General features: G+C 58.7%; 21 protein-coding genes, 1 tRNA gene and 1 pseudogene. 9 read left to right on the forward strand and 14 right to left on the reverse strand.

Translation table 11 applies throughout. The features are described from left to right. Positions 1 to 8: 8 nt before the first annotated feature. Positions 9 to 224, reverse strand: coding sequence for a hypothetical protein (locus tag RGR602_RS38440; protein WP_039845993.1), 216 nt, complete (start codon positions 222 to 224; stop codon positions 9 to 11). 356 nt (positions 225 to 580) lie between these two features. Here RGR602_RS38440 and RGR602_RS16565 point away from each other — a divergent pair, with 356 nt between their 5' ends. From RGR602_RS16565 to RGR602_RS16590, 5 genes and pseudogenes are all read left to right on the forward strand, one after another. Next, positions 581 to 793, forward strand: coding sequence for a hypothetical protein (locus RGR602_RS16565; protein ID WP_039846970.1), 213 nt, complete (start codon positions 581 to 583; stop codon positions 791 to 793). 24 nt (positions 794 to 817) lie between these two features. Next, positions 818 to 1,083 (forward strand): annotated as a pseudogene (locus RGR602_RS38445) (ferredoxin); the annotation flags it as partial. Positions 1,084 to 1,681: 598 nt separating this feature from the next. Then, a complete protein-coding gene (locus tag RGR602_RS34930) occupies positions 1,682 to 2,122 on the forward strand; it encodes a hypothetical protein (RefSeq protein ID WP_203226172.1) in 441 nt (146 codons plus the stop codon). 310 nt (positions 2,123 to 2,432) lie between these two features. Further along, positions 2,433 to 2,615 carry a hypothetical protein gene (locus tag RGR602_RS16580; RefSeq protein WP_039845995.1) on the forward strand — a complete coding sequence of 61 codons (183 nt, stop codon included), beginning with the start codon at positions 2,433 to 2,435 and terminating at the stop codon, positions 2,613 to 2,615. 1,706 nt (positions 2,616 to 4,321) lie between these two features. Continuing rightward, a complete protein-coding gene (locus RGR602_RS16590; protein ID WP_052451607.1) occupies positions 4,322 to 5,119 on the forward strand; it encodes a Crp/Fnr family transcriptional regulator in 798 nt (265 codons plus the stop codon). 3 nt (positions 5,120 to 5,122) lie between these two features. On the opposite strand, the gene RGR602_RS16595 is transcribed toward RGR602_RS16590, so the two are convergent. From RGR602_RS16595 to RGR602_RS16640, 9 genes are all read right to left on the reverse strand, one after another. After that, entirely contained in the window at positions 5,123 to 5,629 is a 507-nt protein-coding gene (locus RGR602_RS16595) for a ferritin-like domain-containing protein (RefSeq protein ID WP_039846973.1), read from the reverse strand. A 1,252-nt stretch (positions 5,630 to 6,881) separates the two neighbouring features. Further along, entirely contained in the window at positions 6,882 to 7,187 is a 306-nt protein-coding gene (locus RGR602_RS37285; RefSeq protein ID WP_203226173.1) for a hypothetical protein, read from the reverse strand. Between the two features lies 1 nt (position 7,188). Further along, positions 7,189 to 7,476, reverse strand: coding sequence for a DUF1236 domain-containing protein (locus tag RGR602_RS16605; RefSeq protein WP_039845998.1), 288 nt, complete (start codon positions 7,474 to 7,476; stop codon positions 7,189 to 7,191). Between the two features lie 216 nt (positions 7,477 to 7,692). After that, the gene (locus RGR602_RS16610) at positions 7,693 to 8,889 is read right to left on the reverse strand and encodes an IS256-like element ISRm5 family transposase (protein ID WP_039845999.1); all 1,197 of its coding nucleotides are present in this window, start codon (positions 8,887 to 8,889) and stop codon (positions 7,693 to 7,695) included. A gap of 1,079 nt (positions 8,890 to 9,968) precedes the next feature. Next, a complete protein-coding gene (locus RGR602_RS16620) occupies positions 9,969 to 10,370 on the reverse strand; it encodes a hypothetical protein (protein ID WP_039846001.1) in 402 nt (133 codons plus the stop codon). 553 nt (positions 10,371 to 10,923) lie between these two features. Next, positions 10,924 to 11,000: transfer RNA gene (locus tag RGR602_RS16625), tRNA-Met, on the reverse strand. A gap of 132 nt (positions 11,001 to 11,132) precedes the next feature. After that, positions 11,133 to 12,332: a tRNA 2-thiouridine(34) synthase MnmA gene (gene mnmA, locus RGR602_RS16630; protein WP_039846002.1), complete on the reverse strand. Its 1,200-nt coding sequence runs from the start codon at positions 12,330 to 12,332 to the stop codon at positions 11,133 to 11,135. Positions 12,333 to 12,491: 159 nt separating this feature from the next. After that, the gene (locus RGR602_RS16635; protein WP_052451608.1) at positions 12,492 to 13,592 is read right to left on the reverse strand and encodes a mechanosensitive ion channel family protein; all 1,101 of its coding nucleotides are present in this window, start codon (positions 13,590 to 13,592) and stop codon (positions 12,492 to 12,494) included. 230 nt (positions 13,593 to 13,822) lie between these two features. Further along, positions 13,823 to 14,083, reverse strand: a complete 261-nt coding sequence (locus RGR602_RS16640) for a hypothetical protein (protein ID WP_170250156.1) — start codon at positions 14,081 to 14,083, stop codon at positions 13,823 to 13,825. A gap of 97 nt (positions 14,084 to 14,180) precedes the next feature. Between RGR602_RS16640 and RGR602_RS16645 the strand changes: the two genes are divergently transcribed. After that, a complete protein-coding gene (locus tag RGR602_RS16645) occupies positions 14,181 to 15,512 on the forward strand; it encodes an erythromycin esterase family protein (protein WP_323808230.1) in 1,332 nt (443 codons plus the stop codon). A 2-nt stretch (positions 15,513 to 15,514) separates the two neighbouring features. Then, positions 15,515 to 16,183 carry a phosphoribosyltransferase gene (locus tag RGR602_RS16650; protein WP_318299807.1) on the forward strand — a complete coding sequence of 223 codons (669 nt, stop codon included), beginning with the start codon at positions 15,515 to 15,517 and terminating at the stop codon, positions 16,181 to 16,183. A gap of 112 nt (positions 16,184 to 16,295) precedes the next feature. Here the strand turns inward: RGR602_RS16650 and RGR602_RS16655 are convergent, their stop codons facing one another. After that, positions 16,296 to 16,718: a MerR family transcriptional regulator gene (locus RGR602_RS16655; protein ID WP_039846005.1), complete on the reverse strand. Its 423-nt coding sequence runs from the start codon at positions 16,716 to 16,718 to the stop codon at positions 16,296 to 16,298. A 71-nt stretch (positions 16,719 to 16,789) separates the two neighbouring features. Between RGR602_RS16655 and RGR602_RS16660 the strand changes: the two genes are divergently transcribed. Next, positions 16,790 to 19,000, forward strand: a complete 2,211-nt coding sequence (locus tag RGR602_RS16660) for a heavy metal translocating P-type ATPase (RefSeq protein ID WP_039846006.1) — start codon at positions 16,790 to 16,792, stop codon at positions 18,998 to 19,000. A 126-nt stretch (positions 19,001 to 19,126) separates the two neighbouring features. After that, entirely contained in the window at positions 19,127 to 19,642 is a 516-nt protein-coding gene (locus RGR602_RS16665; protein WP_039846975.1) for a YidB family protein, read from the forward strand. Positions 19,643 to 19,706: 64 nt separating this feature from the next. Here the strand turns inward: RGR602_RS16665 and serA are convergent, their stop codons facing one another. The 3 genes from serA to RGR602_RS16680 all read right to left on the reverse strand — a co-directional run bounded on the left by serA (position 19,707) and on the right by RGR602_RS16680 (position 23,763). Then, positions 19,707 to 21,302 carry a phosphoglycerate dehydrogenase gene (serA, locus tag RGR602_RS16670; RefSeq protein ID WP_039846007.1) on the reverse strand — a complete coding sequence of 532 codons (1,596 nt, stop codon included), beginning with the start codon at positions 21,300 to 21,302 and terminating at the stop codon, positions 19,707 to 19,709. A gap of 81 nt (positions 21,303 to 21,383) precedes the next feature. Further along, positions 21,384 to 22,562: a phosphoserine transaminase gene (locus tag RGR602_RS16675; RefSeq protein ID WP_039846008.1), complete on the reverse strand. Its 1,179-nt coding sequence runs from the start codon at positions 22,560 to 22,562 to the stop codon at positions 21,384 to 21,386. Positions 22,563 to 22,926: 364 nt separating this feature from the next. Beyond that, on the reverse strand, positions 22,927 to 23,763 hold the full coding sequence (locus RGR602_RS16680; protein WP_039846009.1) for an outer membrane protein: 837 nt from the start codon (positions 23,761 to 23,763) through the stop codon (positions 22,927 to 22,929). Between the last annotated feature and the right edge of the window lie 181 nt (positions 23,764 to 23,944).

Here is a 23,944-nt window from a genome sequence, read left to right on the forward strand (position 1 = left end):
GGCTCCTGCTATTTGTTTGTGCGTCCAGTGTGATTGGGCTTGATGCCGCCTTGCGGCGTAACATCGTTCTGGACGTCGCCCTCGAACGTGTTGTCGCCGTCGAGGCTTTCATCATCATCAAGGATTTCGCCGCCCTTAATCGTGCCCTTGGAGCTGCCGATTCCAGGGTTTTGCCGCAAATCCTTGTCGGTCGGTTTGTGGGTCTTTCGATGTTGATTGCCCATCGAATCTATCCTTCATTGGGTTGGTGGGTCTGGCGGAAGCCGACCTTGCATCGTCCGCAGCGCCGCGCCCAGAAGATGCCATGCGAGTTGCCGGTCGGACCCCAAATCCTCCATGATCTCATCCAACCAGATGTTTGTGGTGTGGATAGGCTTGACGAATATCTCTGGTCCTACAGCGCTCATCGACGCCTCCCGCGTTAATGCCCGTCGTGCGTACGAACTCGTGAAGAAGGCAGAGGTTCCGGAACAAATCTCGCCGTCTCGGGTTTCGAGAAATCATCAGACATTCGTTAGCCGACGAGGCGCTGGCTCGATGGAGTTGGTACCCTCATCCACAAAAACGGAGGAACATGATCATGGCCCATGGCGACAAAAAGCATTTCGGTAAGGGAACACAGGGGAAGGGCGCGGGCGCGGGCGGTATGACCGAACTCGATGAAGACAGCGTCGGAGAAAACGTGGTGCTCTCGAACCGGGACAAGAAGCAGCACTCCGAGGAGCGGGGTCAGGACGGCAACGCGATAAAGACCGAGCAGCAGCAGGACCACTCCGCCAATCGCCGGCCTTAGGAGCTATGACCATGCCTCAACTTGGTGCAGGCCTGCGTCGAAGAATGCCAACGCTACTACCCGGTCTGCCTCTCGAAATGGCTCGCGCCCACGTCGAGAAAGACCACTTCGCCCTCATGATGGCTTGCCCTGAAATCTGCCGGACCTCGGCGCATTTCATGCTGTTGGGTTCGCCTCACCACTAGCACGCCTGCGCCGAATGTGCTGAAATCTGTACTGAGTGCGCCGAGGATTGTGAGCCGGTCGGCGACATATTGGTGCTGTTGGACGTGCTTGACTGCGGTGACGCCGACAAGACCAAGCATCGATCGATCTTCATACCAAATACGGCCGCTTGCGTCGAATACAATGCGCATGTCGCTCGGACATCAACGCAAATTGCTCTTGGCCGAACAGAACCGTCCCGTAGCCGCCTTCTTACTAACTCCATAAGTGGCGGGAAGGGTTTGCTGCAAAGGAGCTCATAATTCAGCCTGGCTGGACGACTTAATCCTTCATCATCGGTTGAAGGAAGGTGCGCGAGGACGTTGAAGATCGACACAACGGGGTCATCTCAATCTCCTGTCCCGCAAGGGGCTGGTTGCCCAACCAGAGGTCAAATCCCTCTCGCACAGGGCATCTAAGATTTCGATGACAGTGTCCTCTTCAAGATGCGTGATTTTTGAGGGGCATGGTTTCCGCGATGACAACGATCTCCCCGGTCCTCATGTCAACTATCGACCAAGTGGCGTCCGGGTCTCGAATGATCACATTCGCTCCTTATTACAAAAGAGCCCCGACGGATCGGGGCTAGTTGACGACGAAGAGGAACGTCGGAGACGTTCAATGCATTCAACGCCTAATACGGATCATGGTTTCTGTACGATATCATACCATTGCGGCCAAGGATTGAGTGAACCGCTCGTGGCCGCACGATCCATTCCGCCGAAGATACGCGGCGGCAGCGGCAGTCGTCATATAAGGGGCGTGCGTGAGGCCGACGGGAATGCGGAGATTTATCAGATAGAGGAAACAATCGGCAGGAACCTGTTCCTCTCGCCGAGGTTCGGTGGATCAGAACCGAAGCTCAAAATGGAGGATCATCCAATGCTTCTGAAACTTATCACGGTCTTTGCACTTTCGATCGGCCTTGCAACATCGGCCATGGCTCAGGCCAACGACGGCTCGGGCGGTTCTGGTGGCACTAGTGATTCTGGCGAGTCGGGCAACACTTCAGGTTCAACCTCTGGGACGAGCTCTTCCGATAAAGACAAGGATTCCCAGGGCAAGCAAGAGTCTTCCGACTGCGCACCGGGTCAGGTTAAAAATGCCGCCGGCAACTGCCAGTAAAATCTGGCTATCGACAAAGAAACCCCGCGGTCAACTTGAACTCACCTCATTCAACGGAGGCAGGACGGCACCCCGCCCAGCCTCTGATATGGCTTCGTAAGTGCGCGCCTGATCTTTGCATTCTGCAGGGCAGCGGCTTTGGGCATGTAAGCCTCGATTGTCTTTAGGCTGTTCTCATGGACCGCATGGGCCGGGAAGAACAAGGCCGTCTCTACTCGACGAGTAATTTCCGCTCTTTGCGCACGCGCGGCTGACTCTTCTCACCGAAGGGTTCGAGGTACGCACCTTTCGCAAGCGCGCGCCCGGCGCGATGCCGACGGTCCTCGTCACATTGGCGTCCTCACACAGCTTCGAACTTTCGGAAGCCGCCTCGCTCGGCAGCGCATCGCGATCCTGTCGCTGCATCCCGCAAAGCAAGGACGCGGCCGAATATGGCGGCAAGGCGCAGGCGACCGAGCAGGCGCGCGACAGCGATCTCAGGCGGAGCGGGTAGCGAGGCGCGCGAGCTGATTATTGAATGAGTCCGTGGTCGCGGCGGAACACTTCTTCCACTTTGCGGTTAAGTTGTCAGGCTTACCGCGCATTAGCAAAGGAGAACCTCGATGAATCGAATCCTATTGGTATCGGCCATGCTAGCCCTGTCGGCAGGCGTTCCCCTTGCCCAAACGAGCACAACGAGTGGCACGACAACAACGACAACTACGACGACCAAACCAACTACTACCGAAAAGGAAACCGACACTGCGACCACTGGCAGCACGACGAATTCAAACTCGGCTAAGGACTGTGCACCTGGCCAACAGGCCGGAAGCGCGAAGCAGGCGGCACCGGGACAGCAGGATACTGACGCCAACTCTGCCGCTCCCGGCCAAATGAAGAAGACGACTGAGTGCTAACAGGCCAATAACCGGGCGCAGAGGTCGCGGGCCGGGGTAACAACGAAATAGCCCCGGCCTTAATCCGCTAGCGTCCGTGCAGCCTTTTGATCCGCTCGTAAAGCTCTTCGACTTTCTCTCTATGTCTCGCCCGAGGGCGCCCATCCGTTGTGAGGCAGAATGTTTTGCCTTTGCCAAGTATTATATTGATCGCCCATCGCCACTGGCGGGCGCGCGACCCGCTGGTAAGGTCGAGATAAATGCGGCAGAGCTTTGCCCTTCACGAGGGCTCGCGCTGGCAATCGGGTCAAACGCGAGTCATTTGTATCGCGCGACCGGGTGAGGGGTGACGGGGCGTCTTCATCCAGCCACGCACCACTAGAATAACAGTCCTTCAAGAGAGATCAAACTTGAGAAAACCCTTGGGTCGTCCCTGTGCGTTGGGCTGGCTGGTATATCCGAGTAACCACCTTGGCTTCTTCATTAAAAGAGCCCCGATGGGCTAATTGTTGAATATGGAGAGAACGTTCGACGGCGTCAGAAGCATCATAAGGGATGATGGTTTCGGTACGCTAACGCACCGATGCGTCGAGAATTGAGGTGGACCGTACAGCCACGTGCAAGGGCGGAAGCACGGTCACAGGAGAATTAGGCCGCACGATCCACTCGGCCGAACGTCTGAAGCGGTTGAAATGTTCCCAGTCGTCGGAACGTCAGTCATTCCACCAGTCGGCTGATATTTCGGTGGGTGCATGGGTCTTTCGCATGGAGTCCACTTCCAGCGACTTGGTTCACTGTGTCTTTATTCATTTGTTGTCAATCGCGGTTTCTCATTGTCTGTGTCCGGGGTACACTGCTCGTACGGCCCGTTAACAGCCGAGATGATCGTTTCTATTGCCACATGGAGGAGCACAAGATGTCCCTTCAAGAATTACTTCCCCTCGATGACAGCCGAATCGACATGGTTACCACGGTGGTTCACCAATGGTGCAAATGTCATCATGTTCCGATAGAGAGTGGCCGTGTGGCGATGACGACCGCTATTAGTCTAGCGCTCGGTGGCGAGCATTCGTCTAAAGCTCTCGCCGAGGCCGTCGGCCGCTTATGCGGATCGAGCAGTACAAGCGGCCGGTAGATTAGTATCGGCTGAATCTGCGTTGCCGGCCGAGACCGGTTGACAGTTCGGTCGCTTGCGCAGCGTGAGCAAATCTGCGCGGCATTTGCTATAGCCCGTTTAAGGGCGTATCATCCACCATCGGTCAAACGATTAAGGGTGCAGGCCGCTTGGGAGATAATCTGCTCTTGCCCATAAGGGAGGAGCAAGATGCCCGACCGAAACGCAACGCGCAATACCCTCATCGCAGCGATGGATGAAGAAACGGCCTGGGCCGTTCTGGACGCATCGGAGCGCGTCGAGCTCGATGTCCATTACCAGCTGCAGGCCCCCAACACTCCAAACGACTACGTTTATTTTCCGGAATCAGGCGTCACCTCAATTGTGGCCCATGCCCCGGGCGGTTTGAAGATCGAAACCGGCATTATCGGAAAGGAGGGAATGGTTGGAATTACCGTGCTCTCGGGAGTCAATCAATCTCCCCATGAGATATTCGTCCAGATGGCCACCACCGCTCGACGCATACCCGTTGACCAGATGCGGTCCTTGATCGCGGACAACCAGGCTCTTCAAGACCTCCTCGTCCGGTATTTGCACACCGTACATTTGCAGGTTGCCTGCACGGCGCTCGCAAACGGGAGGACGACAATTGTTCAGCGGCTGGCTCGCTGGCTGCTGATGTGTCACGATCGGGTCGGCAGCCCGAGGCTGTCACTGACCCACGAGTTCCTGTCCTTGATGCTGGGCACCCGCAGGGCCGGTGTCACAACGGCGTTGCACATTCTGGAAGGTGAGCATCTGATACGATCCGAGCGATCTATTTGCACCATCACCGACCGGGCCGGCCTTAAAGCACGCGCCGGCGGCATTTACGGTATACCCGAGGCGGAATACCGTCGGCTAATTGGCGTAAGCGCACAAGATCAGGATGCGATCATCAATGCGACGGCGGCCTCGGATAGTTATCGTCATGGCAACACCCGAAGTGAAGCAGCTTTGAAGCACTAGGACTTACCGCTTTGCCGTGATGTCGGCTTCGGCGCGCGTAAGAAAAGCCTCGGTTACACCGGAAAGATTGTCTTCCAGCCACTTTGCCATGGCGATCTCTTCTTTCAGGATGCCTTCGCAGACCGCCTTCGTTTGCCGGTCGCCGGCAAACTCTGCGGCGGCAATGAGAATCCTGTAGCTGGCAATCTCAAAATGCTCGAACGTGTAGCTCGCCAGCGATCCTTTGACGATCTCATCGCTCACAAACAGGCCGCTGAGGCCCTGCCCGAAGGCGGTTATCTTTCCGGCCATGTCCTTGATGGTCGAGGACCCGCCACCTATTTGGTTCAGGCAAGTCTCCAGTGATTTTGCCTGCTGCCTGGTTTCTTCGAGATGCTGACCGATGCGTGCCTTCAGATCCGGATAGTTTTTGATGCGCTCGTATTGTGCCTTCAGCATCGTTTCGGCCTGCTTTTCCATCGCGTGAGCGTCACGGAGCCAAGCGACGAGATTGTCTTGCGCAGTAGACATGAGATCCTCCATTGTTGTGCGGTGCTAACAGATCGTCTCATGAAATGTTCCGCTGGTGTCTGTGCAGAATCTTCATTGACACCCGCCTGAAGCCATTTGTGTCGGCAACCGGAATTGCGTCATAAAAAGCCGATCACAGATGGACAAGGACCGGGCTCGCCGTCGCCCTATACAGCTGGCCAGAAATGCTTTTCCGAAAATTCCAGTCGTTCGACAGACCATTTCAAAAAAATCGCCCCGCTGTCGATCGGCGGGGCAAAGGGGAAAAATGACGAATACCGCTCATAGGGGTGTGCGGCTTTTATAGAATGGGTGAGATCATCTGCCGATAAAACTAGCCCAAAGGTATTAGTACGATTCTGGACAAATTGGTGAATTGAAGCCCGACACACAAGCAGGGATCATCTCAATCCCCTGTCCCGCAAGGGGCTGGTTGCCCAACCAGAGGTCAAATCCCTCGCGCACAGAGCATCTAAAATCTCCATGATGGTGTCCTCTTCGAGATGTTTGATTGTGAGGGGTACGGTTTCCGCGATGACAACGATCTGCCCGGTCCTCATGTCAACTATCGACCAAGTGGAGTCCGGGTCACGTCTCGCATAGTAGGGAGCGCGTACTTGAATGATCACGTCCGCTCCTTCGCTACAAAGAGCCCCGACGGATCGGGGCTAATTGACGACGAACAGGAACGTCGGGAGACGTTCAGAACATGAACGAATGATGTGGAGGATAGTTTCCGCACGATATCATACGAAATTCGAGGCGGACCGCACAGCGACGTGAGGCTAAAGCACGGTCAGGAGAAATTGGCTGCACGATCCATTTTGCCGAACATTCGAGAAGGTGGAATGTTCCTATCGGGGCCTGGGGTTCGCGAACGACCAACAAAAAATGCCCCGCTGCTGCGATCGGCGGGGCAGAGGAAAGTGATGATGGTCGCCGCACAAAGTGGCGGCTCGTCATAAGTTAGGTGAGACGATCTGAAGGCAAACCAGCCTTAAGGTGTGGGTGCGATTTCGCACAAAACGGTCCTCTGAATCGGTGTAGCGCATAGGCATACTCGTTGTATTGGAAAGAGCAAAGCTCCAAGGCAAAGAGGCGCGAAAGCTGAATAAACGTACTCGCGCCTGAATAAGGAAAGGCTCGCGCTGAGCTACCGTTCAACGCGAGCCTTTTCGCAGCGCGTGACACAAGGGAAGGGTTTGCCTCCGCCACGCACTACCAGAATGACAGACGATCAAAACAGAGCAAATTAGTTAAAATGACTTAGGCCGTCGTTCGTGCCTTCGGCGGAGGCGCTGAATTCTCTGGAAGCCGAATGCCGCCTTCTCAGTTCATCGATAATCCCCAAAGCGGTGGCTTCATCAAGGCGTTTGAGCGGCATGGTTTCAGCAATGACAGCGACCTTGTGCGTCTGCGTATCGACAATCGACCAGCTGCCATCCCCGTCGCGTCTGGCGTAATACTGCGGTCGTATATTCACGTCGGCCTCTCTATCACGACGATGCTCTGATGGGGAGGAATAGCGGGCCCGGGGGCGGGCCCGCAGTGCTTTCAAGTTACTCGACGACCTCGATCACCGCGCGGGTCTTCGGATTGACGAGCACGCGCTTTTCGTTGACGACCACATAACCGTAATCCGGCTGATCAGGGATCGTGTGGATCTCGACCGTATCAGGAAGCGTCGTACCGACCGCAACCTCACCTTCGAATTTGACCGATGGCGATTTCTGCTCAAGAACATAGGTTCTGACCTCGCCGGGAACGGTGACCGTCGCTGTTTGCGCGATCGCCGCGCCCCCGATCGACAGAAACAGCGATACGGCAGAGATGACCAGTTTTTTCATGTTATCCTCCCAGGATTTTCAGGGTGCGGATAAAACGCTACCGATGGGATATAGTTCCTCCGCTGCACGGGATAAGTGCGGCGCGACGCGGCCTTATATTCCGGCCGCGCTCCCTGGCTTGGTAACGTGTTAACCCCGGCCTTATCGCTCTAAGCCGAATCTGGAAATCGGTTGTGTGCGTCAAGTTCTGCAAAATTGGGCGGTCATGAGTGCTGGTCATGCGGCTTGACGGAGTGCGAGTTTCTTGTGCTCTCGCAGATCGTCCATGTTGATGTAGCGATTGGCCTCCATCCAGTTTTCGTGGGTTTCGACGGCGAGCGCGCGGACGAGGCGTAGGCAGCTCTCGGTATTGGGAAAGATGCGCACGACGTAGGTTCTGCGGCGGATTTCCTCGTTGAGGCGTTCCAGCATGTTGGTGCTCTTGAGGTGCTTGTGATGCTGGCGCGGCAGACGAAAGAAGGTCAGCGTCTGCTCGATGGTTTCCTCGACCCAGGAGGTCAGGCGCGGATAGCGGACCGACCATTTTCCCAGCCAGGCGGCGAGATCGGCCTTCGCCTCGTCGAGATCGCGGCGATCATAAAGCCATCGAAGCTCCTGCAGGCAATCGTCGCCATGCTTGCGCGGCAGATGATCGAGGGCGTTCCTGAGGAAATGCACGTAACAGCGCTGCCAGGCAGCTTCCGGGATCACCTCGCCAATTGCCGCGACGAGACCGGCATGGTCGTCGGAGACCACCAGTTCGACGCCCTTCAAACCGCGCCCTTTCAGCCTGACGAGGAAGTCCTTCCAGGCGGAACGGCTTTCACGGCCGGCCATCTCGACCGACAGGATCTGCCGCCGCCCGTCCCAGTCGATGCCGACAGCGATCAACACCGCCTGGCTCATCACCACACCGGCCTCGCGCACCTTCTCATAACGGGCATCGAGGATCAGGTAGGCAAACGGCTCTTGAAGCGGGCGCTCGGCAAAGGCCTTCAGGCTCTCGTCCAGCCGCTTGTTGATCGCCGAGATCGACGACGCCGAGAAGGCATGGCCGCACAGCTCCTCGGTGATCGCCTTGACCTTCCGCGTCGACACTCCTTGCACATACATCTCCGCCAAGGTTGCCACCAGCGCCCGCTCGGAGCGCTGATAGCGTTCGAACAATTCGGTGGAGAAGTGCCCCGAGCGATCCTGCGGCACCCGCAGCTCGAGCTTGCCCACCCGCGTGATCAGCGTGCGGCCATAGTGGCCCGAGCGGTAGCCGAGCCGCTCCGGCGTGCGCTCGCCTTTCGCAGCTCCCAGCGCCTCGTCCATCTCCGCTTCCAATACCTCCTGCATCACGGTGCGGATCACCTCGCGCAGCCCATCGGGGTTCGAAAGCAAAATGTCTTTGACGGCGGCGCTCGCTGTCTTACCTTCAGTCTTGGTCATGGTGGCGTTTCCTTCCAGGGAATCAGGTGACGTTGAACATCACCAGCCTGCCATGACCGCCTCTCTCAGTGAATTTGCAGAACCTTCAGCACACTACCTGGAAATCGTTTGATGGGGAGCTGCCCTAATGAGTACGATGCGGGCCCGCGCGCATCGGAACAACGCGAGCCCTTCCGCACCGCGCGACAGGGTGACAGGGAGCTAACCTCCATCCTGCCACGCGCCAATGACAGACCTTCAAAAGAGAGCAAACTAGCTAAAACGGCTAAGTCCGATCTCCGCGTCCCTTTCAGGAGAGGTTCCAGGTGCTTCAGACGCCGAATACCTCTCACTCAGGGCATCGATAACCTCCATGGCAGTCGCTTCATCAAGGCGTTTAAGCGGCAGAGTTTCAGCAATGACTGCGACCTTGTGCGTTTGCGTATGGACAATCGACCAGCTGCCATCCCCGTCGCGTCTGGCGTAATACTGCAGGCGTATTGGCATTTTTCAGGTCTACCTCTGTTCCTCGGCAATACTCGCGAGTAGCTGTTCCAAGCTTTCGGACCCTATTTCCTGATGCCAGGTTAATGCGTATTTGATGGCTCAGTTTCGAAAATCGATCCTGAACGTCGGATGAAGAGCAAAGCGGTACCGTTCAGGCGGGACGACTGGGCTCGTCTGAGGGAAGGGTTCGAGACGAGCCCGTCGCATCATGTGCCGTAGCTGATCCAACTACGGCGCTTGGCTCGCGCGACTCGGTGGGCGAACGAGGGGCGGACGCCATCCCGTAAGGTGATTAACGAGCCCTCGTCGCGCGACGTTAGGTCAACGATCAGTGCGTCAAAGCGTTCCAGTGCGGTGTCGTACCGAGCCGGTTATACCCGAGGAGGAATGCCGTCGACCCCAGGGTGTTACGTCATGGCAACAGCTAAGATGAAGCGGCTTTGAACCAGCCTTACCGGGGTTCGAGTAGTCTCAGAAATTCCGGAACCTGGTGTCAAAATTCCGGAAATTCGCGTCCGGCTACATCGGATCATTCGATCGACCGGTGCGGCGGTCGGAAAGGCGTTTTAGCAGGTCATTGCCAGACAAGGTCCTCACTGTTCGCCAATGAGACCTTTGATTTCCGCCAACTTCTTCATGCAGCCCTGCTCATCACCGGCCTGGGCCATTTTGCGGGCATCCGCCATGATCTGGCTTGGCTTGCCGGCACTTTCACCAGTCCGTTTCCCGGTTACCTGCTCCTGATGGGGCGAAATCGCTTTCGTCTGGGTACCGGTTGAGCCTGTTGTTTCAGTTCCAACGCCCTGCTTCTGTTTGCCGGCCGTAACGTCTTCCTGGTGCTTCGTAACGGGCACACCGGACTTGTTGGCGCTTGCACCCGTTTCCGCGGAAACTACAGCTTGCTCGAGTTTTGCGAGTTCTTGACTGCAGTCCGCGAATGCCGGGACAGTCAGCAGAAGGGGGACGGCGGTAGCGGCTATGAGACGTATCAACATTTTGCTCCTCGCTCGCTGTCTAGGGATGCAACGCATCCGATACACGTGTGGAGCAAACGAAGCTCTAGGCGAAGAGTTCCGTGTGCAGATCGCTGAGTTTCTTTTAAATTCAGCTCGCGCTTAATTTCGAATAACTACGCGTCCGATGACACCCAAATACATCTTGTCGATCGAGGTCCTGTCGACCCGGTCACTTTCGGGGTGGCGGCGGATGTCGGTAGAGCATAGACGGTCAATCCTGTGAAACGGTCAACAGGTATGGCTTGTTGATTGCTCATGGACGGGCTGGTCTATGAGCCTTCGCGCTGGCTGATGGAGTTGGGCGAGCTTGCGGATATAAGTTCGCTCGACGGAGTTAGTTTGAAGAGGCCTTAAAGTGGTTTTCAAAAAATTCCGGAAACCCGTGTCAAAATTCCGGAAATTCGCGGCGGGCTACAATCGACCTGGAGCAGAGGACTTTGCAAACCATCGACAACCCGTTCGGCACGAGGTTGTCACCCATGTGTTAGGTACGTTTTGTTACCGATGTCTCCGGTATGGACAAAGAGTTGACTGGTAGCGGAGGAGGGATTTGAACCCCCGACACAAGGATTATGATTCCTCTGCTCTGACCTACTGAGCTACTCCGCCACTGGTCAACGATGCCGTTCGCGAAGCGGCGGCTCGTGGGATGAGCGGCTTATAAGGTGCGGTCCGGCTTGGTGTCAAGCAGGTGACATCAAGAAAACGGCGAGCCTTGTTGCACGCCGTTTCGCGTCCGGTTCAGGCGGCGACGGGTCCGGAAAGCAGGGCGTTCAGCGAGGCTTCGGCCGCCGGCTCGCGCTCTGAACGCTCGACAAAGCCGCCGCCGAAGACGCGGGCGTCATCGCCCGGCGCCGAATAAAGCGCGCAGGCCTGACCAGGTGCTACGCCGGCTTCGCCGACGGTCAGGTCGACATAGATGCCGTGCGCATCGGCACGGAGAGCGGCCGGTGCCGGCGCCCGGGTAGAGCGAACCTTCGCGTAGCAGGCAAAACCTTCCTCCGACGCAGCTTCGGAAAGCGGTTCGTCGCCGAGCCAGTTGACGTCGCGAAGATAGACGCGGTGTGTCTCCAGCGCTTCCTTGGGACCGACAATAACACGGCGGGAGCGCGCATCGAGAAAGACAACATAGAGCGGCTCGCCGGTGGCAACGCCGATTCCGCGGCGCTGGCCGATCGTATAATGAAGGATTCCGTCATGGCTGCCGAGGACGCGGCCGTCGAGATGCACGATCTCGCCCGCCAGCGCCGAGTTCGGCTTCAGCTTGGTGATGATATCGGAATATTTGCCCTGCGGCACGAAACAGATGTCCTGGCTGTCGGCCTTCTTGGCAACGACGAGCCCCATCTCCTCGGCAAGCCTGCGCGTCTCGGCCTTCGGCAACCCGCCGAGCGGGAAGCGTAAATAGTCGATCTGTTCCTGCGTGGTCGCAAACAGGAAATAGCTCTGGTCACGATCGGCATCGGCCGGGCGGTAAAGCGCGCGGCGGCTGGGGTTGCCAGATGCCGGATTCGGGCGCGAACGGATGTAATGGCCGGTCGCCAACGCATCGGCGCCGAGTTCCTTGGCGGTTGCCAGAAGATCGGCGAACTTGACGGTCTGATTGCAGGACACGCAAGGGATCGGCGTTTCGCCGGCGACATAGCTTTCCATGAAGGGATTGATGACGGTGTCGCGGAAGCGCTTCTCGTAATCGAGCACGTAATGCGGAATGCCGAGCGTTTCGCAGACACGCCGCGCATCGTCGATGTCCTGCCCGGCACAGCACGAGCCGGCCCGGTGAACGGCCGCGCCATGGTCGTAAAGCTGCAGCGTGATACCGAGCACATCGTAGCCCTGGCGCTTCAAGATGCCGGCAACGACGGAACTGTCGACGCCGCCCGACATCGCGACGACAACGCGCGTATCTTCCGGCTTCTTGTCAAAATCCAGTGTGTTCACGGGTGCTGCCAGTTCAGTGCTTGTTTCGCCCCGCCGTTTGCCCTGCAAATGCGGCGGAATTCACGCCTTCCGGCATGCTCGTTCGCCGGGCTTTCGTGGCCGTGGATATAGAAAGGATTGCGGCTTCGCGCAAGAGGCGGGGATTTGCAGCCAGCCGCGCTATTCTGCTGCCGCCCTGCGCCCCCTCTCCTCCCGGCTCTCCAGCATCGCTCTGAGCTGCGGCAAGGCCTGCGGATATTCGCGTTGGATGAAATCGATCAGCTTTTCGCGGATTTCGCAGCGCAGATCGAAGGTTCGCGCGGAATTCGAGGCTGAGGCGAGGATGCGGATTTCCATGACGCTCTCCCTGAAATCGGTGACGGCGACGTTGACCACCCTCCGATCCCAGAGCTTGGAGCCAGCCAGTATCTCCTCGGCCTTGGCGCGGATCGCGGAAACCGGCACGCTGTAGTCAAGATAGATCATGACCGTACCGATCAACGATGCGCTCTCGCGCGTCCAGTTCTGGAACGGGTTCTCGATAAAATAGCTGAGCGGCAGGACGAGGCGGCGCCAGTCCCATATCTTCACGACGACGTAAGTCGAGGTGATCTCCTCGACATTGCCCCATTCGCCCTCGACCAGAAGCGCATCGTCGATGCGGATCGGCTGCGTGATTGCAAGCTGAATGCCGGCGAAGAGATTTTTCAGGACCGGCTGCAAAGCCAGACCGACGACGATGCCGGCAACGCCGGCTGATGCGAGAAGGCTCACGCCATATTGCTTGACTGCGTCGAACGTCATCATGCAGGCGGAAATCGTCACGACGACGATGATCATGTCTGCGATCCGCTCGATGATCCGCGACTGCGTGACATGCTTGCGCGCGAGCAGATTGTCCTCGGCGTCCAGCTTGAAGCGCCGCAGATAGACCGTCATCCAGATATGCTTGGCAGTCTTCGCCATCCAAGCAACGAGGATGATGAAGGCGATCAGCAACACGTGGCGCAACGTCGAGGCCTGATATTCCGTGAGCGGTGAAATCGTGGCGGCAAAGCCCAGCGCGGCAGCCAGGATTGCTAGCCGCGCCATGCCCTCGAGCCGGGAGACGAGCGACCGCCAGAAGAGATCGTGTGAGGCGACGAGGCGTGTCAGAAGCCGGAAAGCCACGCGATGGAAGAAAAGCGAGAACGCCACTAGGATAGCGAAGGTGCAAATGCTTGCCACCCAATCAGGCAGCCAGATGCCTTGGCCGCGAATATCGTTCACAAGGTCGGACATGAAACGGCACTTAGGGTGCATTGCAATATGGAAAAGGGCAAAAATTCATGCGACCGCTTGCAGCGCAGCAAGGCCGCGGAGCCTTTCGATGCGAGATCTAAGCCGTTGACGGCGATGCGCAACTTTTAAGGGCGTGCCGTGTGTCAAATTCTTCGGCTTGCGCTCGTGGCATGTCTTGCCAAGCAGATGGCTCTGGATTTTCCCGAAACCTCCTACTTGAGCCTCTTGAGCTACTCTTTTGTTTCGACGACACCTTCGGCAGGCCTCGCGCAATGAAGCCCGGACCGATGCCGACTGCGCGGATGATGGCGAGATGCCGGCATCGCTCTCGATACCGGCCAGAAGCTGCGATCGAGTTTGCCTTGTCGAAGGCTGGTCACAGAAGAAAAATACATAAAATCAGCATCATAGATCGCCTGACTTTGGGCCAGAAGAATGTTGATCAGGCGATTGGAAACCGTTTGATGCCGCAGGAACAATCCCTGCGGCAATTTGTTTCTAGTGAGACGGCACGGAGCCAACGAAGGCGTCGAACCGCCCTTACGAACAACACACAAATAACCGACACATTTCGAAAAGGAGGCTCTTGTGACTCTCCTGGAACTTAAACCGAACCAGGCGGACGGCATCGCGCACGCAATTCGCCATGCATGCGAACCGCTGCCTCATCCCGCTCATATGATCGAATTCGGCGCGTTCTTTGATCCATATATCGATAGCTCGAAGGTCGTCCTCCTCGGCGAGGCGTCGCACGGCACCTCCGAGTTCTACCAGGCGCGCGCGGCAATCACCCGAAACCTTATCGAAAATCACGGTTTCAACATTATCGCCGTCGAAGCCGATTGGCCCGACGCCGAAAGGATCGACCGGCATGTGCGCCACCGCAACGTGCGAACTTACGACGCAGAGTCGTTTATACGTTTTCCCGATTGGATGTGGCGGAACGCCGAGTTCGAGCAGTTCGTCTCATGGCTGCGCAGCTACAATGAGAGCCTCGCGCCGGACCGGCGCGTCGAATTCCGCGGCTTGGATATCTACTCACTGAATAGCTCGCTCAAAGCCGTGCTCAATTACCTCCAGCGTATCGATCCCGAGGAGGCGATAGCAGCCCGCCGCCGCTATGCCTGCCTGACGCCATGGCAGGAGCGGCCCGCGGGCTATGCCCATGCCATCCTTTCCGGCGTTCAGGAGGAATGCGAACCGGCCGTCGTCGCACAGTTGCAGGAACTGCTCGCCCGCGAGCTCGATTATGCCGCCGCTGACGGCGAGGACTTTCTCGATGCAGCTCAAAATGCGCGTATCGTCGCAACCGCCGAACACTATTATCGGGCGATGTACCGGAGCGGCAACGATTCCTGGAACCTGCGCGACAAGCATATGTTCGAAACGCTCCAGAAGCTCATGGAGTATCGGCCAGATGCAAAGGCTGTCGTATGGGCCCACAATTCGCACATCGGCAATGCGGCTGCCACCGCCATGGGCTGGGACGGCCAGTTCAACATCGGCGAGCTTGCCCGGATCGCCTATGGCGAGGAGGTCCTCCTCGTGGGCTTCGGGACGGACCGCGGTACTGTGGCGGCCGCCGACGACTGGGATCAGCCGGTAAAAATTAAGACCATCAATCCTTCGCGTCCGGACTCCTACGAGCGTGTTTTCCGGCAGACCGCGATACCAAGATCGCTGACCGACCTGCGTGGAACCCGCGATCGGGCAGTGCGCGAGATACTGTCGGAACGACGACTTGAACGCGCCATCGGCGTTGTCTACCGGCCCGACAGCGAATTCTACAGCCACTATTTCGAAGCGGTGCTTCCGGAACAGTTCGACTGCTACCTTTGGTTCGAAGAAACGAAAGCCGTGAATCCGCTTGCCGCCGTGCGCCCGCAAGGCGTGCCCGAAACCTATCCGTTCGGATTGTGATGATGCAGAGCGCTCTCCGCTTTTATGATCGTGCCGACGCGGGCAGAAGGCTTGCCGAGGCCATTGGCGCACGAAACGATGCCCCGGTCGTGCTCGGTCTGCCGCGCGGCGGCGTGCCTGTGGCATTCGAACTGGCGCGCTGCCTGCACGCGCCGCTCGATATCCTCCTCGTCCGCAAGATCGGGGCGCCTGGCTATCCGGAATATGCCATCGGCGCTGTCGTCGACGGCAAAAATCCACAACGCGTGATGAACGAAGACGTCCTTGCCTACTGCGGCGCGTCCCTCGATTATTTCGAGAAAGAGGCAGCCCGCCAACTCGAAGAGATAGAAAGGCGCCGCAAGGTTTATCTCGGTGATCGCCCACCGACTGATCTTGCGAACCGGAGCGTCATTCTCGTCGACGACGGCATTGCCACCGGCGCATCGGTAAAGGCTGGATTGAAGGCGCTCCGGCAGGCGGGTGCGGCCCATATCACACTTGCGGTCCCGGTTGCGCCGCGGATGGTAATCGAGGAACTGAGGGCGCAAGTCGACGAAGTCTTCTGTCTATCCGCGCCCGAAGACCTCCAGGCGGTCAGCCTTCACTATGACGATTTCAATCAGACCAGCGATGGTGAGGTCACCGAGTTGCTTGCAAGGACTGCCTACGGCGACCTCCCGAAGGACTGAGGGCGGATAAGGCTCCAGCACCACTTCTCCACGTTCTTGCCATTCCAGTAGTGACGGCGATCGTATGGACCTTGATCATTGCGCCATGAGAAATGATCTGCCCCGTTTAAATTCAGTGGTGCGGATGCATGCACTGGCCGTGATCGGCAAGGACTTCGATGACCCGGCACTGATCCACACGGCCGTGGCCGCAGCCTTCGACCATGATCTCCAGCTCGGCTTTCAATGCCATGAGGCTGCGAATACGCTGTTCGACCTCGATGAGCCGCGCTTTGGCGATCGCATCGGCGGAAGCGCAGGATTGATCGGGATCATCCTGCAGCGCCAGCAAGGTTCGGATGGAACCGACCTCGAAGCCGAGTTCGCGGGCATGGCGGATGAAGGCAAGGCGGCGGATGTCGGCAGGTTCATAGGAGCGCTGGTTGCCCTCGCTGCGGCTGGGTGCCGCCAGCAGCCCGATGCTCTCATAGTAGCGGATCGTCGGAACCTTCACCCCGCTCTGGCGGGCTGCATCGCCGATCGTGATCTTTTTCATGATTTTCCTCTTGCACCTCTAGTCGCTAGAGCATGTAGGAAAAATGCTGCTGAAGAACAAGGAAATCCGAAATGGCTGAAGCGGCTCGGGCGAAATACAAAGTTGGCGGCATGGACTGCGCATCCTGCGCGGCGAAGATAGACACCGCAGTCCGCCGCATTGCCGGCGTCGAGGACGTTTCCGTTTCCATGGCCGCCGGCACGATGACCATCAGCCATGACGGTACCAGTGATCTGAAAGCGATCGAGAAGAAGGTGACCGGTCTCGGCTATTCTGTCCTGGCGATGCCGTCGAAGGCGCCGGATTACGATCACGCTGCGCAAGGCCATAAGCATGGTCATACCGATCGTGATCACCATGGGCATACTCATTCTGAAAAGGACATCACGGGGCTGCATGGCTACGAGCATGGGCAGATGGGCGGCCTCTGGTGGCAAAGCAGGAAAGGGCGGCTGACGATCGCAGCCGGTGCGGCTCTTGCCGCGGCCTATGTTGCCGGGCATCTCATGCCGGCGATCGCCTCCTACGCCTTTGTTGCCGCCGTACTGATCGGTCTTGTACCGATCGCCCGCCGCGCGATCACGGCGGCACTTTCCGGAACCCCGTTTTCGATCGAGATGCTGATGACGATCGCGGCCATCGGCGCCGTTATCATCGACGCCGGAGAGGAGGCCGCAGCCGTCGTCTTCCTCTTTCTGGTCGGCGAGTTGCTGGAAGGAGTTGCCGCCGGACGTGCTCGGGCGAGCATTCAATCACTGACGGCGCTCGTGCCGAAGAACGCCTTGCTGGAGGAAAACGGCCAAACGCGCGAAGTGCCGGCGGAAACGCTCGCTGTTGGCTCCACCATCCTCGTCCGCCCGGGCGACCGGATTTCCGCTGACGGCGTCATCGTCTCGGGCGAAAGCGCGATCGACGAGGCGCCTGTGACGGGGGAAAGCGTACCGGTGCGCAAAGGTACCGATGACACGGTCTTTGCCGGAACGGTGAACGGTGATGGCGCGCTCCGTATCAAGGTAACTGCTGCAAGTGCCGACAACACGATCGCCCGCGTCATCAAACTCGTCGAGGAAGCGCAAGAATCGAAGGCGCCCACCGAGCGTTTCATCGACCGCTTCTCGCGCTATTATACGCCAGGCGTCGTCGCCGCCGCGGCATTGGTCGCGATCATCCCGCCGCTCCTTTTTGATGGCACCTGGGACGAATGGATCTACAAGGGGCTTGCAATCCTGCTGATCGGCTGCCCCTGCGCTCTGGTGATCTCGACGCCCGCTGCAATCGCCGCTTCGCTGTCGGCAGGCGCGCGGCGCGGATTGCTGATGAAGGGTGGTGCCGTGCTAGAAACGCTCGGCAAGGTCACCGCGGTCGCGCTCGATAAAACCGGTACGCTTACCGAAGGTAAGCCGCGGGTGACCGACATCGTGCCTTTCGAATTGACGGGGGCTCAAGTGCTTTCGCGCACGGCCGTCCTGGAAAGAAACTCCAGCCACCCTCTCGCACTGGCGATCCTCGATCGCGCAAAGAGCGACAAGGTGCCCGTACCGCCGGCCTTTGAGGTGGAAGCCATTCCCGGCAAGGGCATGACCGGCCGCGTCGGCGGTGAAAGACTAGATCTTCTCTCTCCGTCTGCCGCCCGCGAGACGGGCGCCCTGACGGCCGAACAGGACAAGCGCATCGCTGCATTGAACGAACAGGGCAAAAGCGTATCGGTTCTCCTCGTCGACGGCAAAGCCGCCGGTTTCATCGCCATGCGCGACGAGCCGCGCGGGGACGCAAAAGCCGGCCTCAAGATGCTGTCCGATGCCGGTGTCCGGATCATCATGCTGACCGGCGACAACGAGCGCACAGCAAAGGCGATCGGTGAACAGCTTGGTATCGATATACGAGCCGAACTCATGCCCGGAGACAAGCAGCGTATTGTCGGCGAACTCAAGCGCGAAGGCTTCATTGTCGCCAAAGTCGGCGACGGCATCAACGACGCCCCTGCCCTGGCGGCCGCAGATGTCGGCATCGCCATGGGAGGCGGCACGGACGTAGCGCTGGAGACCGCGGATGCGGCGGTCTTGCATGGCCGCGTCGGCGACGTGGCCGCGATGATCGAGCTTTCCAAGCGGACGATGCGTAACATCTTCGAAAATATCGCCATCGCGCTTGGCCTGAAGGCGGTCTTCCTCGTCACGACCGTCATCGGCCTCACCGGCCTCTGGCCCGCAATTCTCGCCGACACGGGCGCAACAGTGCTGGTGACACTCAATGCGCTGCGGCTGCTACGTCCGGTGCGCTAGCGAGCCAACCATAGCTTGTGATGAATTTTCCATGACACGGGAACCATGTTGCCGTCCGCGCATTCCCGCATTCGGGCTGTATTCGACGAATGCGGCGCCCGGGCAAATCTCGATGGGGAGGATATCATGGATCGCAGAAATCTTACGGCATTGCTGGGCATACTCGCCGTCGCCGGCTATCAGAACCGCGACAAAATCGCCGCAGCACTCCGCGAACTCACGCAGGGTGGCGCACAGCCGCAAACTGCCGGCACGGAGCCCGGCGCGGTGCCCTCGCAACCTTCTGGAGGAAGCTTGGGCGGACTTCTCGGCGGCCTTGCAGGCGGTGGCCTTAGCGACCTCGTCAAGGGCGGCTCCGCCGGCGGTGTCCTGAGTGGCGGCCTTGGCGGCCTACTCGATCAGTTCACCAAGAACGGCTATGGCGATACGGCGGATTCATGGGTATCGCCCGGCGCGAACAAGCCGATCGACGACCGGCAGCTCTCTCAAGCGCTCGGCCCGGACGTTCTCGAAGAACTTTCTGCAAAGACGGGCTTGAGTGAGGATGAAATCCTGAAACGCCTTTCAAAGGATCTACCGAAGGCCGTCGATGACCTGACACCACAAGGTCAGATTCCGAACAGCGCCAACTTTTCGATCTGATTGAAAGGTTTGCCCGGCGCAGTCCCCCGCGCCGGGCATTCGCATTCTTCCTTGGGAGGAAATCTTAATCGACCGCGAAGACCAAGGGCTTGGCCTGGCGGATAGCCCGGTGCGCCGTCAGCTTCGCGAGAACGTCGTCGCCGATCGGACCATCGACATAAAGGAGCGCGATCGCATCACCACCCTGCTTGTCGCGGCCGAGCTGGAAGTTGGCGATGTTCACACCGGCTTCCCCGAGCGTCGTGCCTATGAAGCCGATCATGCCAGGAACGTCGGTGTTGGCAATATAGACCATGTGGCTGCCGACATCGGCATCGAGGTTGATGCCCTTGATCTGGATGAAGCGCGGCTTGCCGTCGGAGAAGACGGTACCGGCGATCGAGCGCGTCATGCTTTCGGTCGTCACCGTGAGCTTGATGTAGCCGTCGAAGACGCCGGTCTTGTCGCGCTTGACCTCGGAGAGCACGATGCCCTTTTCCTTGATCATGATCGGGGCCGAAACCATGTTGACGTCGGCAACTTGCGTGCGGATCAGACCGGCAAGCAGCGCGCTCGTCAGCGCCCGCGTATTCATGTTGGCCGTGGCGCCGTCGTAGAGGATCTCGATTTCCTTGATCGGCTCCTCTGTGACCTGGCCGACGAAGGCGCCGAGAACGTCGGCGAGCCTGATGAACGGCTTCAGGATTGGCGCTTCTTCAGCCGTGATCGACGGCATGTTGATAGCGTTGGAAACGGCACCCTTGACCAGGTAATCCGCCATCTGCTCGGCAACCTGCAGGGCGACGTTTTCCTGCGCTTCCGTGGTCGACGCACCGAGATGCGGCGTGCAGACGACGTTGGGCAGACCGAAGAGCGGGCTTTCTTTGGCGGGCTCGACCTCGAAGACATCGAAGGCAGCACCGGCGACATGGCCGGACTTGATCGCGTCTGCAAGCGCAGCCTCATCGACGAGACCACCGCGGGCACAGTTGATGATGCGCACACCCGGCTTCGTCTTCGCCAGTGCTTCCCTGTTGAGGATGCCGCGCGTCTTGTCCGTCATCGGCACATGCAGCGTGATGAAGTCAGCCTTGGCAAGCAGTTCGTCGAGTTCGACCTTGACAACGCCCATTTCCTCGGCGCGCTCCTTGGACAGGAACGGATCGTAGGCGAGAACGTGCATCTTGAGGCCAATGGCGCGAGCACAGACGATCGAGCCAATGTTGCCGGCACCGATGACGCCAAGCGTCTTGCCGGTGATTTCGACACCCATGAACTTCGACTTCTCCCACTTGCCGGCCTGCGTCGAGGCATCAGCCTGCGGCAGTTGGCGGGCAACGGCGAACATCAGCGCGATTGCGTGTTCTGCGGTCGTGATGGAGTTGCCGAAGGGCGTGTTCATGACGATGATGCCGCGGCGCGAGGCAGCCGGGATATCGACATTGTCGACACCGATGCCGGCGCGCCCAATGACCTTGAGGTTGGTCGCGGCTGCAATCAGCTTTTCCGTCGCCTTTGTGGCGGAGCGGATGGCAAGACCGTCATAGTTGCCGATGATTTCGGCGAGCTTGTCCTTGTCCTTGCCGAGTTGCGGCTGGAAATCGACTTCGACGCCGCGGTCGCGGAAGATCTGGACGGCGGTTTCCGACAATTCGTCGGATACGAGAACGCGAGGTGCCATTGGGGGCTTCCTTCAAAAGTGTTCAGCGATGATAAATGAATGCGAGGCCCCGCTCAGTGAGCGGAGCCGGATGCGATCACGTCAGGCAGCAGCCTGGGAAAGCGTCGCCTTCTGCGTCTCGAAGGCCCAGGAGAGCCAGGGCATCAGCTTCTGCATGTCGGCGGTTTCGATCGTGGCGCCTGCCCAGATACGGAGGCCCGACGGCGCGTCGCGATAATGGCCGATGTCGTAGGCGACACCCTCCTTTTCGAGCAGCGAGACGATGCCCTTGGCAAAATTCGCCTGGCCGTCGGCGTCGAGTGCCGCAACATCCTTGTCGACGATCTTCAGGCAGACCGACGTGTTCGACGCAGTCTCCGGCTTCACCGCCAGGTTGGCGATCCAGTCGTTGGCCACAACGAAATCGGCGATGACCTTGGCATTCGCATCGGCACGCGCCATCAGCGCCCTGAGGCCGCCGAGCTGCTTTGCCCAGACAAGCGCATCGAGATAGTCCTCGACGCAGAGCATCGAAGGCGTGTTGATCGTCTCGCCCTGAAAAATGCCTTCGGAGAGCTTGCCGCCGGAAGTCATGCGGAAGATCTTCGGCAGCGGCCAGGCCGGCGTATAGGTCAGCAGGCGCTCAACCGCGCGCGGCGAAAGGATAATGACACCATGGGCGCCCTCGCCGCCGAGAACCTTCTGCCAGGAAAAGGTGACGACATCGAGCTTGGCGAAATCGAGTTTCTGCGCAAAAGCGGCAGACGTCGCGTCGCAGATCGTCAACCCCTTACGGTCGGCCGGGATGAAATCACCGTTCGGAACGCGAACGCCCGACGTGGTACCGTTCCAGGTGAAGACCACGTCGCGGTCGAAATCGACGGAGGCAAGGTCTGGCAGCTCGCCGTAACCGGCTTCGAGCTTGCGGACGTCCTTGAGCTTCAGTTGCTTGACGACATCGGTGACCCAGCCGGCGCCGAAGCTTTCCCAGGCGAGCATGTCGACGCCGCGCTCACCGAGCAGCGACCAGAGCGCCATTTCAACGGCGCCGGTATCGGAAGCCGGAACGATGCCGATGCGGTAATCCGCCGGCACTTCCAGGACTTCGCGGGTAAGATCGATGGCTTGCTTCAGCTTTGCCTTGCCGACTTTCGCGCGGTGCGAACGGCCGAGAGCCGCGTCAGACAGGGCATCGAGCGTCCAACCGGGGCGCTTCGAGCAGGGGCCAGAAGAGAAATGAGTATTTTGCGGACGTACGTCCGGCTTTGCGGTCTTCGCCATGTGCTATCCTTCCAGATAGATAGCTCCTCGTTGGGGAGGAGTGTCCCGCCGCCGTGGATATAGATGACGCGCATTATAGTCAACGTGGAAGTGTCGCATCCGGAGGATTTTTTGACGCAGGCGCGATCAAGCCCGCATCGTCCATGCGGGGCCGACAGGGAGAGAACGACCCGAAGAAGGCTGTCCTATGCTATGTGCGACAAGATATCGGCAGTCCCAGCCTTCGACCTGAACACCTGCTAAGCGCACTCGATGCGCAGACAATGGCGCACCTCGAAGTCGAGTTACGAACGTACTCGATCTCGACCCATGACGAAAAAGCCGCCCCGACGGGCGGCTTTCGATCAGTCGCTGAGACTCCGGATCACTTGTAGACCGACGGCTGCAGCGGAATTTCCGGCGGCGGCTCATAGCTTGCCTGCTGGCAACCACCGAAGAGGTAACGGGCACCGACGCGAGCTTCATGAACATTGAAGCCCTTGTCCCGGCCAGGACCACCATTGCTCGCGTAACCGAACATGCTGCCGCCATCGACATGAAGGAAGCGATAGCCGACATCCGCCTTGACGTTACAAGTGACGTCGATCGAGGCGCCGGCCATGAGCGCGTAGCTGAAGCGCCAGTTGCCGCGGCCGCCATGGATCACTTCGTCATCGCAGCCGCCGCCATCATCCTGGCAGGAGACGTTACGAAGGTTTTTCCATTTGACATAGGTACCGCCGATACCGCCGCCGACATAAGGCGTGAAGATGCCGTAAGTGCCGAGGTCGACATAGGCATTCGCCATCAGTGTCCAGGCCGTGAGCGAGGAGACGTCGCGAGACGTACAGGCCTCGAGCGGGGCGCCGCACAGGCCGGTCGTTGAGCCGCGGAAATCAGCCTTGGTCAGGTAGTCGAGCGTGAGGTCCGTGCGGAAGTAATTGTTGATCTGGTAACCAACGCCGCCGCCGACCGTCCAGGAGTCGCGCAGCTCGGCGCTGTCGAAATCGACCTCATTGGCGTTGCTTCCCTGGAAGTAGCGGGCCCCGCGCATGTCGGTGAAGCCGTAGCCGACATCGCCGCGCAGATACCAGCCGGTCGATTCAGTGACCGTGACTTCCGGCGGCATTTCCGGCACGGGCTCGATAGGAGCGAGATCGGCGGCGAAAGCATTTGATGTGACAAGCAATGCGGCAAAGATACCGGCCAAGCTTCTTTTCATGATCCACTCCAAAATCCAGTTGCATCGGCAGAGCGGACCCCCTGCCAATCTGATAGGCTTTGCATGGATAATGAATTGGAAATGTTAAAAGCTGCTTAACTGTAAAAATTAACTACGTTTTTTGCCAAGCAACATGGCTACCAACCCGTTGAATTGAACGGAAACATGTCGAAGCCAAACA

Origin of the sequence: Rhizobium gallicum bv. gallicum R602sp (genome assembly GCF_000816845.1) — a bacterium.
GTDB lineage: Bacteria > Pseudomonadota > Alphaproteobacteria > Rhizobiales > Rhizobiaceae > Rhizobium > Rhizobium gallicum.

Excerpts from the sequence above, each read along its gene's own strand:
- RGR602_RS38440 (WP_039845993.1), bottom strand. The coding sequence starts at position 224 with ATGGGCAATCAACATCGAAAGACCCACAAACCGACCGACAAGGATTTG.
- RGR602_RS16565 (WP_039846970.1), top strand. The coding sequence starts at position 581 with ATGGCCCATGGCGACAAAAAGCATTTCGGTAAGGGAACACAGGGGAAG.
- RGR602_RS16580 (WP_039845995.1), top strand. The coding sequence starts at position 2,433 with ATGCCGACGGTCCTCGTCACATTGGCGTCCTCACACAGCTTCGAACTT.
- RGR602_RS16590 (WP_052451607.1), top strand. The coding sequence starts at position 4,322 with ATGCCCGACCGAAACGCAACGCGCAATACCCTCATCGCAGCGATGGAT.
- RGR602_RS16595 (WP_039846973.1), bottom strand. The coding sequence starts at position 5,629 with ATGTCTACTGCGCAAGACAATCTCGTCGCTTGGCTCCGTGACGCTCAC.
- RGR602_RS16605 (WP_039845998.1), bottom strand. The coding sequence starts at position 7,476 with ATGAAAAAACTGGTCATCTCTGCCGTATCGCTGTTTCTGTCGATCGGG.
- RGR602_RS16610 (WP_039845999.1), bottom strand. The coding sequence starts at position 8,889 with ATGACCAAGACTGAAGGTAAGACAGCGAGCGCCGCCGTCAAAGACATT.
- RGR602_RS16620 (WP_039846001.1), bottom strand. The coding sequence starts at position 10,370 with ATGTTGATACGTCTCATAGCCGCTACCGCCGTCCCCCTTCTGCTGACT.
- RGR602_RS16635 (WP_052451608.1), bottom strand. The coding sequence starts at position 13,592 with ATGTCCGACCTTGTGAACGATATTCGCGGCCAAGGCATCTGGCTGCCT.
- RGR602_RS16650 (WP_318299807.1), top strand. The coding sequence starts at position 15,515 with ATGCAGAGCGCTCTCCGCTTTTATGATCGTGCCGACGCGGGCAGAAGG.
- RGR602_RS16655 (WP_039846005.1), bottom strand. The coding sequence starts at position 16,718 with ATGAAAAAGATCACGATCGGCGATGCAGCCCGCCAGAGCGGGGTGAAG.
- RGR602_RS16660 (WP_039846006.1), top strand. The coding sequence starts at position 16,790 with ATGGCTGAAGCGGCTCGGGCGAAATACAAAGTTGGCGGCATGGACTGC.
- RGR602_RS16665 (WP_039846975.1), top strand. The coding sequence starts at position 19,127 with ATGGATCGCAGAAATCTTACGGCATTGCTGGGCATACTCGCCGTCGCC.
- serA (WP_039846007.1), bottom strand. The coding sequence starts at position 21,302 with ATGGCACCTCGCGTTCTCGTATCCGACGAATTGTCGGAAACCGCCGTC.
- RGR602_RS16675 (WP_039846008.1), bottom strand. The coding sequence starts at position 22,562 with ATGGCGAAGACCGCAAAGCCGGACGTACGTCCGCAAAATACTCATTTC.
- RGR602_RS16680 (WP_039846009.1), bottom strand. The coding sequence starts at position 23,763 with ATGAAAAGAAGCTTGGCCGGTATCTTTGCCGCATTGCTTGTCACATCA.